Source organism: Gryllotalpicola reticulitermitis (assembly GCF_042651345.1).
Lineage (GTDB): Bacteria > Actinomycetota > Actinomycetes > Actinomycetales > Microbacteriaceae > Gryllotalpicola > Gryllotalpicola reticulitermitis.
On record NZ_JBHSCN010000002.1, the window covers coordinates 637,011 to 648,418 of the forward strand.

The window sequence follows — 11,408 nt, forward strand, 5'->3', positions numbered from 1 at the left end:
TTTAGTTTCCGCCGCCGGCCGCGCCGGGCTGGGTCGGACCTGAAGCGGGAATGCCGCAGTTGCTGCTGTCGACCGGATAGGTCACGGCACCGCTGTCGTAGTTCGCGAACGAAGGCGACCCGCTGAAGGTGATCGTAAAGCGCGTCACCACGATGTTCGTCGCGCCGGGCGGTATCGGCTGCGAGGGGTCGCCGCGGCGCATCGGGAAGCCCACCGCGTTCGTGTACGTGTACTCCGTCGGAGTGATCACGGCACCCGCGTTGGAGTAGCCGTCGCCGCCGGTGATGTTCATGGTGAGCATGTCGGCGCTGCACACCGGGGCGACCGACGTGACGCGCATCTGATACGGGGCGTCGGGGTTCGAGAACGACTGCTGCGTCTGACCGCAGTATTGCGAGCCCGGGTAGCAGTACTGCGCGGTCAGCGCAGGGGGCGCGCCCCACACATCGGTGTTCCCGCTGATGTTGAGCGCGTACGGGCCCTTCTGCGCGCCAGAGCTGCAGCTCGGCGAACCGTTGTACTCGTAGTCGGGCAGGCCAGTGCCCTGCGAGGTGATGTCGTACGAGCATCCGCTCGGGGTCGGCGCGTTGCTCTGGTCCCAGACGGTCACCGCGCTGTTCAGCACCTTCTGCACCACCCCGTACTGATTGGTGTAGCAGGCGTAGACCGTGTACGTCTCGAACTGCTTGAGGCCGCTGATGGTCGTGGAGGTCGACACGGCGCCGTCGGAGGGGCTCGAGTACGACAGGCTCGAGCCACCACTGTTCCCGCAGTCGGGGGCATTGGTCGTGGAGGCGACGAACAGGTACGAGCCGCTCTTCGTGCTGCCGTTGGAGCCGCCCGCGACGCTGCCGGTGATCGTGATCGACGAGTCAGTGGTCGGGAAGCCGAGGTTGCTCGCGCTGAGCGACGGGGACCCCGCCGTCGTCACGGTGCTGCTGACCGGCTGTGCGCCGATCTGGTCACCGGGCGGCGGGCTGAACTGGCTGATCGGCGTCACCGTGACCGTCGTCGGCGTGGCCGCCGGCGCGTACAGCCGCACGACGACGCTCTTGCCCGACGTGGCCTGCACCGACTGAGAGTTCCCGCCCCAGTCGACGCGGTAGCCGCTCGCGCTCGAGTCCGAGTTCGGAATGGTGAGGTCGAACGCGCCGGTCCCCGCGCTCGTGATGTTCGCGTCGTAGACCGGGGTCGTCGTCACGCCGGAGATCACCGGCTGCGCGAACGCCCACCCGGTCGTCGACGGCCCCGACTTCGATTGCCCCACGGCGTTGACGGCGAACGCCTGGAAGGTGTGCTTCGCGCCGTTGCTGAGCCCCGTCACCGGCGGGCACGCGCCGTCGATACCGCACGTGACGGACTTCTTGCCATCGAGGTAGATCTGGTAACCCGTGACGGCCGGGTATGCGCTGCCGCTGTTGCCCGGCGTGACGGCGAGCGTCACGCTGTTGCCGGTGTACGCGACCTGGGCGACGGATGCCGGCGCCACCGGGTACCCCTTGAGCTGGAACGAGAGCTTGCCGGACCCTGCGCCCGCGGCGTTCTGCCGCCCCTGGGCATCACGCACGTCGAACGTCGTCGTGCAGGCGCCTCCGGGCGCGTTCGACGACCACGTGGCCCGCACCGCGCTCGAGCCCGAGCGGGTGAAGGTGACCCCGATGCACCCCGGCGCGCTCGGCGTGACGTCGACGAGCTGCAACGGCGTCTTGAACGCGTTGACCTCGTCGCTCAGGCCGATCACCGTGGTGCTGCAGCTCGTGCCGTTCGCCTCGGAGCACACGAGCGACGTCGAACCGCCGGCCGGCTGCTGGCTCGACGCCGGCCCGACCTTCAGGGTAATCGTCGCCGTGCCGGCGGAGGGGTATCCCGCGATCTGGACGTGCGCCTGCTCCTGCAGACCGGGCTGCGCGGCATCCGCCGCCGTGACCGAGACCGAGTCACCGCTCTGCGTGACGCGGAACAGCTTGCCGGTGTAGCTGACCAGGTAGCGCAGGCCCGCGGCGTCGTTCTGCCGGCCGAGCCACGTCACCATCTGCGTGAGATCGAACGTCACCGCCGGCTGCCCCGGGCTCGCCGTGAGCGACGCGGGGCGCAGCTGCGGCTGGGGCTGCTTCGGGATCACCTGCACGGGGATCGCGACGACCGTCGACTCCTGCTGCCCCCCGAGACGCACGGACACCATGCACGCGTCGGTCCACGGGGCGCCCGTGCCCGCGTCGTAGGTGAGGCGGGTGCCCGCTACGGTGCAGCGCGCGTCGCGGCGCGCGCCGGTCGTCGGAGCGCTGCCGTTCTGCGTGAGCAGCGTCTGTCCGGCCGGCACGCTGATGTAGTCGTCGAGGTTGACGGTCGCGCTGCCGCCCTCACGCACCTGGATCGGCTGCGCGGTGCTCTTGAGCGCGAGGATCACATTCGCCAGCGCGGGCACGCGCAGGAATCCGTACGTCTGCTCGACCTTCCCGTTGAAGTCGGGCCCCTTCAACTCGAACGGGACGATGAGACCGGATGCCGGCACCTTCGGCACCTTGATCGACGTGCCCGACACGCTCACCCCCGGGGGCGCCTGCGGCGGCAGCGACAGCGTGAGACCGCTCACGTCGCCCGCGCCCCACGAGACCTTGCCGCTCACCACGTCGATACCGGTTGCGAGCTGCCCGCGATTCTGGGCCTCGACGATGGTGTCGGACGCGATCGGATAGTCCGGCACGGCCCCGCTCACCACGTCGACCACGATGAGCCCCGCGCTCACGTCGCCGTTCGCGTTGCTCACCGAGTAGGTATAGGTGAGCGTGCGCGGGTTGGGCGTCGCCTTGATGATCACCTGGTCGGAGTTGTGCGACGCGATGCTCGACGCGAGCACGGTGTACAGCGAGCTGCCGGTCGGGGTGTCGGGCGTCACGGCGCCGAGCTTGAGCGTGCCGCCGCTCGGGTCGACGTCATTCGCCGTGGGGTGCACCACCACCTGGTTGTGCGCGCCGGCCTGCACCTGCACGTAGTCGCTGAAGGTGACCGGCGCCGGGTCGGTCTGGGCGTTGAGCACGCCCACCATGACCGTGCCGATCCCTGTCTCGCCTTCCGAGTCGCGCACTCGGTATGTGAACGACTGCTGACCCTCGCTTCCGGCGAGCGCGGTGAAGATGATCGACGTGCCATCGGCCGAGATCTGCGCCGAGCCCTGCTGCGGCTGGCTCATGATGCGGTCGAGGGTGACATCGTCGCCGTCGGGGTCGACCCCGTACGGGTTGAACGGGATCGTGACCGAGGACCCCGCCGTCACCCGCCCGGTCAGCGTCACCGGGCGCGGAGGTCTGTCGCCGCCCTGCTTGAGGATCGTGACGGTGACGCTCGCGCGCGACTCCTCCGTCGGGTCGCCCGCGGAATACGCGGAGTAGTAGAGCGTGATCGGCTTTGCGGGTGCCACGGTGGGCGCGAGGTAGCGCAGCACCTGACCCGACGCGAAGGCGAGACCCTGACCCGAAGGGTTCTGGACGCTCGACGGGTCGAGTTCGACCAGGTCGCCCTCCTGCCCGACATCGTTCTGCAGCACCGGGATGTCGACCTGCGCCCCCGCTCGCACGGTCACGGAGTCGTTGATCGCCACGGGCCGGCCAGGCAGGCTCTTGCTCGACAGCAGGTAGACGGTCGCGGTGCCCTCGACGCGCATGTTCGCGTCGCTCGTGCCGTCGCTCACGAGATAGTCGACGGTGCCGAGCAGTCCCTGGCCGTTCGTCGCCGTCGTGCCCCGCACCCGCAGCTGCGACGCGCCGACGACATCGACGTCGAGGGAGGCGCCTGGCGCCGGGTGCGGCTGCGGGGAGCTAAGGAGCAGCACGCGCCCCGTCGGATTCTGCACGGCCGAGAACACGTCGACCGAGGTATCGGTCTGCGGGCGCACGAACACCGTCACCGGTGCCGTCGACAGCAGCGGCTGACTGCTGGAGACGACCGTGATGCGCACCGTCGCGGTCGCGGTCGTCTTCGACGCGGGATCCATCACCGTCATCGTCACCGGATAGCTGCCGACCTGACCCGCGGAGAAGACGAACGTGGCGCCGGAGCTGTCGATCGTCACGTTCGCAGAACTGGACGCGGCGAGCGTCGCGCTCACGATCTGCGGAGTGCCCTTGGAGCCGCGGATGTGCGACGAAGGGTCGACGGTGAGCGGCACGTTCTGTGCCGTCATCAGGCCGAAGTTCTCGACCGTCAGGGTCGGATTGTTCTGGATCACGATGTGCAGCGGTTTCACCGTCGTCGCCCCGCGCACGTCGGAGACGGTGATGTCGATCGTCACCGTGCGCGGCTTGGCGTTCGGCGCCGCCTGGAACACGAGGGTGCCGTCGGGCGAGACGCTGACCGTGTAGTCATCGGAGCTCGATGACGGTGGCGCCGTCGCGAACATGGCATCGCCGTCGGGATCGACCCACCCGCGCAGCACGGGCACCTCGACCGAGCTGCCCGGGGCGACCTGCGAGTTGTCCGGCCAGGAGAACAGGCACGGCGAGGCGCCATTGCACCACAGTGGCGCCCCATTCTGCGCCGCCCCGTGCACGGCGAGCGAGACGGTCGCATCGCCCGACTTGAGGCCCCCGCCGCTCGCTGTGCCGTCGGTCACCTGGTACACGAACGTCGCCGTCGGCGGTGCGTTCGGCTGCACCTGCACCGTGATCGACTGGCCCGCGTTGGCGATCGACGCCGTGCCGAAGGCCGGGTTCAACCCCTTCACCGAGCCGGGAACGATCGAGATCACGTCGCCGTTCGCGTCGTAGTCGTTGTCCATCACCGGCAGCGTCACGAGCGCACCGGCGCGCACGCCGAAGCTGTCGTTGACCGCGACCGGCGGCGTCGGGTCGCTCTCGCGCGTCTGCGTCGTCTCGGACTGGTCCGTCGTGGTGTTGACCGTCTGGTTCAGCTGCCAGGTCTGCGAACCCTGCACGATGGTGCCCTGCGGCACCGACCACACCCACCCGCTCGTCGCGTCGTTCAGGATCTCCGCGGTGCCGCTGCTGCGGAAGACCGGCGTCACCGACGCCGACAGCGTGTGCGTCGCGCCGCCGTAGCTCAGCTGCTTCGCGCTGCCCACCGGGGCGCCGCCGATCGTCGCATGACCGGCCCACATGCGGCCCGGCCCCGCGCCCGAGACGAGCCATGCGGCGTACAGGCGGGAACCGTTCCACGCCGGCGCTGCCGGCACGCTCGCGCTCTCGCCGTCGGACAGCACGGTCTGCGCTCCACTCGTCAGGTTGACGGCCAGCAGCCTGCTCGAGCTCGCGGCGACGACCACGCTCTGCTTCCCCGACGGCTGCTGCAGCTTGGACCTGTCGTCGAGATTCGTACTCACCGCTGCGCTGCGCCCCCGGAACCACAGCGAACGACCGTCGCCGGAGAGCAGCACCCACGTGTCGCCGACCACGGTCATCGACACATTCGGTGACGTGGGACCGTCGCGCACAGCATCCGTACCGAGGGTTCTGCCCGTTTTGATGTCGAACCGCAGCACCGTCTTCGCCGTGTGCGAATACGCGTACAGGATGCCGTCGGTGCCGATGGCGACGGAATCGGCGCTGTAGCTGCGCTGGCCGCCGCCGGGCGCGGCGATCGGCTTGAGGCCGGACGCGTTCGCGCCGTCGGCGATGGTCGTCGCGCGTACCTCGCCCGTGTCCGAGCGGTACGCGATGTAGTCGCCCGTGCTGACGACAGAGGTCGTGCCGGCGGGCGTGCCCTTGAAGTTGGCCGAGTTGGCCGCGTAGCTCGCCGGCTGCGCAAGATCGACGGATGCCACGCGGGTGTCGCTCTGCGAGTAGAGCAGCACGTGCCCGGAGTTCTGCACCAGGTCGCTCGGGCTCGCCGCGCTCTTCACCGTGTCGAGCTGCCCGAGCGCGGTGTTCACGCGCGCATAGCGCTCACCGTTGCTCTGCAGCGCCCACACCGAGCTGTCGTCGACCTTCGTCTGCGCCGTGTTGTAGCCGCCCGCGAGGAAGGCGCCCGTGCCGAGCGCGGCCGCCGCGACCACCGCTGCGGTCGCCTTGAACCACGTGGTGCGCAACGCAGCGCCCCACCGCGACCGCCGCGCCTCAGGTACCGCCACCTATAAAACCCCCGCGTGGAACAGGATCGCGGCGGCCGCGCCCATCGCGACGACGATCGCCCCGCCGACGATACCCGCGATGCTCGCGGGGCTCAGCCGCGAACGCTCGTGCGCGATGTCGCCACGGGTCGCGATGATCGTGCTGCCGCCGGTCTCGGTGCGGCTGACCCGCGCCGGCGTCGAACGGCGCGGACCACCCGCCACCGGCACGGTCGACACCACCGCCCCGCGCACCTTCGTATTGCCGAAATCCTCGGGGCGTGACTCGGGCGCCCACTCGTCGACGGCCAGCTCGAGCGGCGTGATCGGCAGACCGAGATCGCCCTGCACCTGCTGCAGCTCGCGCGCGAACGCCAGCATGCTCTGAAACCGGAACTCGGGCGACTTCGACATCGACGTCAACAGCGCCTTCTGCACGTTCTCGGGCACATCGGAGGGGAGGGCGCGAGGCCGCTCCTTGATGATGCGCATGCGCTGCTTCTGACGCGAGTTCTCGCTCTTGTCGGGCTTCTCGAACGGCGCGTGGCCCGCGAGCAACGTGTAGATCGTCGCGCCCAGCGACCACACCTCGCTCGTCACCGTGCCGGTGGTCGACTCGTTCAGCACCTCGGGCGCGCTCCACGGCACGCTCATCGCGAAAACCTCTTCATGATGGCTCGACACGAGGCTCGTCGCGATGCCGAAGTCGCCCAGCACCGGCGCGCCGAACGCGGTGAGCAGGATGTTGGAGGGCTTGATGTCGCGATGCAGTACGCCGGCCCGATGCGCGGTCTCAAGCGCGCTCGCCATCTTGATCGCGACATGCAGGGCCCGGTCGACGGGCACTCGCTCGCTCACCCCGTTCTCATCGCGCCGAATGAGCGGCGACGGGCAGTACTCCATGACGAGATAGGGACGGCCGTCGGCCGAGATGCTCGCCGCGTGCACCGTGAGGATCGACGGATGCGGGCTGAGCTTGGCCATCACGTCGGCCTCTGCGTTGAACATGCGCAGAACGTCGGAATCGATGAGGCTCGCCAGCAGCACCTTGACGGCGACGGAACGCCGCGGCATGTCCTGCTCGTAGAGGAAGACGTCGGCGAAACCGCCGGTGCCGAGCGGAAACCGGTAGTCGTAGCCCGACAGCACAGGGGGCTGCGACGGCGGACGATGAGCCATGCGCACCCCTTCCCCACGAGTCCCCACGCGCGTGCCTCAACGATAACCGAGCCACGTTGCGCGAGCGCCGCGAGCGGCGCGGCCCAAGTGCGCCGAACAGACATCGGCGCGCGCTATGGCCGCTCTTACGGCGCATACGGGTCCGTTCGGCGCACTTGGGCCGGGGCCGGCGGCGGGCGCACGAAAGAGCGCCCGAAGCACGAGGCTTCGGGCGCTCTTTCGACTGCCGGGCGGTGACAGCTAGGGACTAGTTGTACGTGCCCGGGGTGTAGTCGTCACTCGAGAAGGAGTCGAAGTCCACGAAGGACAGCGAGTTCTCGTCGAACACCGAGTCGTCGGAGAAGATGCGGTTCGGGTAACGCTCCGCCTTCGCCTCCTCCGTCGCGTCGACGGACACGTTGCGGTACCTCGCGAGACCGGTACCGGCCGGGATCAGCTTTCCGATGATCACGTTCTCCTTGAGGCCGATCAGCGGGTCGCGCTTGCCCTCCATCGCAGCCTGCGTGAGCACGCGTGTGGTCTCCTGGAAGGAGGCCGCCGACAGCCACGACTCGGTCGCGAGCGAGGCCTTGGTGATACCCATGACCTCCTGGCGGGCCGCCGCGGGCTTCTTGCCCTCGGCGAGCGCAGCACGGTTGACCTCGACGAAACGCTGGCGGTCCACGAGCTCACCGGGGAGCAGATCGGTCTCGCCGTGCTCGACGACGGTGACCTTGCGCAGCATCTGGCGCACGATGACCTCGATGTGCTTGTCGTGGATCGGCACACCCTGCGAGCGGTAGACACCCTGCACGCCGCCGACGAGGTGCTCCTGCACGGCACGGACACCCATGACGCGCAGCACCTCCTTCGGGTCGACCGAGCCGATGATGATCTGCTCGCCGAGCTCGACGTGCTGACCGTCCTCGACGCGAAGCGTCGAACGCCTCAGCACCGGGTAGACGTGCTCCTCATCACCGTTGTCGGGGGTGAGGATCACCTTGCGGCTTCGGTCGGTCTCCTCGATCTTGATGACACCGGGCGCCTCGGCGATCGGCGACGAGCCCTTCGGGGTACGCGCCTCGAACAGCTCCTGCACACGCGGCAGACCCTGCGTGATGTCGTCAGCACCGGTCGTACCACCCTGGTGGAAGGTACGCATCGTCAGCTGCGTGCCGGGCTCACCGATCGACTGCGCCGCGATGATGCCGACGGCCTCACCGATGTCGACGAGCTTGCCGGTGGCCAGCGAACGGCCGTAGCACTTCGCGCAGACACCGACCGACGACTCGCAGGTCAGGACCGAACGCACCTTGATGCGCTCGACACCGGCCTCGACGAGCTTGTCGATGAGCACGTCGCCCACGTCGGAACCGGCCTCGGCGACGACGGTGCCGTCTGCCGCGACCGCGTCGGTCGCCAGCGTGCGGCCGAACACCGAGTTCTCGACGTTCGGGTCGCGGACGAGCTCGCCCGAGGCATCGAACGCCGCGATCACGAGGTCGAGGCCCTTCGTCGTACCGCAGTCGTCCTCACGGATGATGACGTCCTGCGAGACGTCGACCAGACGACGGGTCAGGTAACCCGAGTCGGCCGTGCGCAGTGCGGTGTCGGACAGACCCTTACGGGCGCCGTGGGTGTTGATGAAGTACTCGGCCACCGTCAGACCCTCGCGGTAGCTCGAGAGGATCGGGCGGGCGATCGTCTCACCCTTCGGGTTGGTCACCAGGCCGAGCAGACCCGCGATGTTACGGATCTGCAGCCAGTTACCACGAGCGCCCGAGCTCACCATGCGGTAGATGGTGTTGTCCTGCTCGAAGTTCGCGCGCATCGCCGCGGCGACCTCTTCGGTCGCCTTGGTCCAGATGTTCACGAGCTCGAGACGACGCTCGTTGTCGGTCGTGAGACCGCGGTCGTACTCGCTCTGGACCTTGGCGGCCTGCTTCTCGTACTTCGCGATGATCTCGGCCTTCTGCGGCGGGGTCGACACGTCGGACATGGCGACCGTGACGCCCGAGCGGGTAGCCCAGTGGAAGCCGGCGTCCTTCACGCGGTCGAGGGTCGCAGCGACCTCGACCTTGGGGTAGCGCTCGGCGAGATCGTTGACGATCCCGGAGATGCGGCCCTTGTCGGCGACGGCCTCGACGTACGGGTAGTCCGTCGGCAGCGCCTCGTTGAACAGCGCGCGCCCGAGAGTGGTCTCGCGGATCGCGGTGCTGCCCTGGACGAAGCCCTCAGGCGCCGACTCGTCGTCGAGGTAGAGGTTGTCGAGGCGGATCTTGACCTTCGCGTTGAGATCGAGCGAACCCTGGTCCTTCGCGAGCACGGCCTCGGCGACGCCGGAGAACGCGCGGCCTTCGCCGATCGCGCCTTCCTTGAGCGTGGTGAGGTGGTGCAGGCCGATGATCATGTCCTGCGCGGGCAGGGTCACCGGGCGGCCGTCGGACGGCTTCAGGATGTTGTTCGACGCGAGCATCAGGATGCGGGCCTCGGCCTGCGCCTCGACCGACAGCGGCAGGTGGACGGCCATCTGGTCACCGTCGAAGTCCGCGTTGAACGCGGCGCAGACGAGCGGGTGCAGCTGGATCGCCTTGCCCTCGACGAGCAGCGGCTCGAAGGCCTGGATGCCGAGGCGGTGCAGGGTCGGTGCGCGGTTCAGCAGAACCGGACGCTCGCGGATGATCTCCTCCAGCACGTCCCACACCTGGGGACGGCTGCGCTCGACCATGCGCTTCGCGGCCTTGATGTTCTGGGCGTGGCCCAGGTCGATCAGGCGCTTGATCACGAACGGCTTGAACAGCTCGAGCGCCATCTGCTTCGGCAGACCGCACTGGTGCAGCTTCAGCGTCGGGCCGACGATGATGACCGAACGGCCCGAGTAGTCGACGCGCTTGCCGAGCAGGTTCTGGCGGAAACGACCCTGCTTGCCCTTGAGCATGTCACTCAGGGACTTGAGGGCACGGTTGCCGGTGCCTGTGACCGGGCGGCCGCGGCGGCCGTTGTCGAACAGCGCGTCGACCGCCTCCTGAAGCATCCGCTTCTCGTTGTTCACGATGATCTCGGGAGCACCGAGGTCGAGCAGACGACGCAGGCGGTTATTGCGGTTGATCACGCGGCGGTACAGGTCGTTCAGGTCGCTCGTCGCGAACCGGCCACCGTCGAGCTGCACCATCGGGCGAAGCTCCGGCGGGATGACGGGCACCACGTCGAGCACCATGGCGGCCGGCGAGTTGCCGGTCTGCAGGAACGAGTTGACGACCCGCAGGCGCTTGATCGCGCGGATCTTCTTCTGGCCCTTGCCGGTGGCGATCTGCTCGCGCAGCGACTCGGCCTCGGAGTCGAGGTCGAAGTCGGTCAGGCGACGCTTGATCGCCTCGGCACCCATGTGGGCCTCGAAGTACAGGCCGTAGCGGTCGATGAGCTCGTTGAAGTCGGCGTCTTCCGGCTTGAGGTCGCCCACCTTGAGGGTACGGAACGACTCCCACACGCGCTCGAGACGAGCGATGTCCTCGTCGAAGGACTTGCGCAGCTGCGCCATCTCCTTCTCGGCGCCGTCCTTGACCTTCTTCTTCTGGTCGGCCTTCGCACCCTCGCTCTCGAGAGCGGCGAGGTCGGTCTCGAGACGGCCGAGACGGTCGGCGACGGCCGCGTCGCGCTGGTCGCCGAGGGTCTTGAGCTCGAGGCGAAGCTCGTTCTCAAGGCCGGGGAGGTCGGCGTGACGGCCGTCCTCGTCGACGAAGATCACCATGTAGGCGGCGAAGTAGATGACCTTCTCGAGGTCCTTCGGCGCCATGTCGAGCAGGTAGCCCAGGCGGCTGGGCACACCCTTGAAGTACCAGATGTGCGTCACCGGGGCGGCGAGCTCGATGTGGCCCATGCGCTCACGGCGCACCGACGACTTCGTGACCTCGACACCGCAGCGCTCGCAGACGATGCCCTTGAAGCGCACGCGCTTGTACTTGCCGCACGCGCACTCCCAGTCGCGCGAGGGGCCGAAGATCTGCTCACCGAACAGACCGTCCTTCTCGGGCTTCAGGGTGCGGTAGTTGATGGTCTCGGGCTTCTTGACCTCACCGTACGACCACTTGCGGATGTCCTCAGCGGTGGCCAGGCCGATACGAAGCTCGTCAAAAGTTGTTGCGTCGAGCAATTTCTCTCCTACTAAGAAAAAAGATCTCTGTTATCGGAC

General features: G+C 68.3%; 3 protein-coding genes. All 3 read right to left on the reverse strand.

Features of this window, described 5'->3' with window-relative positions:
• Position 1: 1 nt before the first annotated feature.
• Positions 2-6,082, reverse strand: a complete 6,081-nt coding sequence (locus ACFOYW_RS03615; protein ID WP_390227279.1) for an Ig-like domain-containing protein — start codon at positions 6,080-6,082, stop codon at positions 2-4.
• On the reverse strand, positions 6,083-7,240 hold the full coding sequence (locus ACFOYW_RS03620) for a serine/threonine-protein kinase (protein WP_390227280.1): 1,158 nt from the start codon (positions 7,238-7,240) through the stop codon (positions 6,083-6,085).
• A 247-nt stretch (positions 7,241-7,487) separates the two neighbouring features.
• Positions 7,488-11,369: a DNA-directed RNA polymerase subunit beta' gene (locus tag ACFOYW_RS03625; protein ID WP_390227281.1), complete on the reverse strand. Its 3,882-nt coding sequence runs from the start codon at positions 11,367-11,369 to the stop codon at positions 7,488-7,490.
• Positions 11,370-11,408 lie beyond the last annotated feature (39 nt).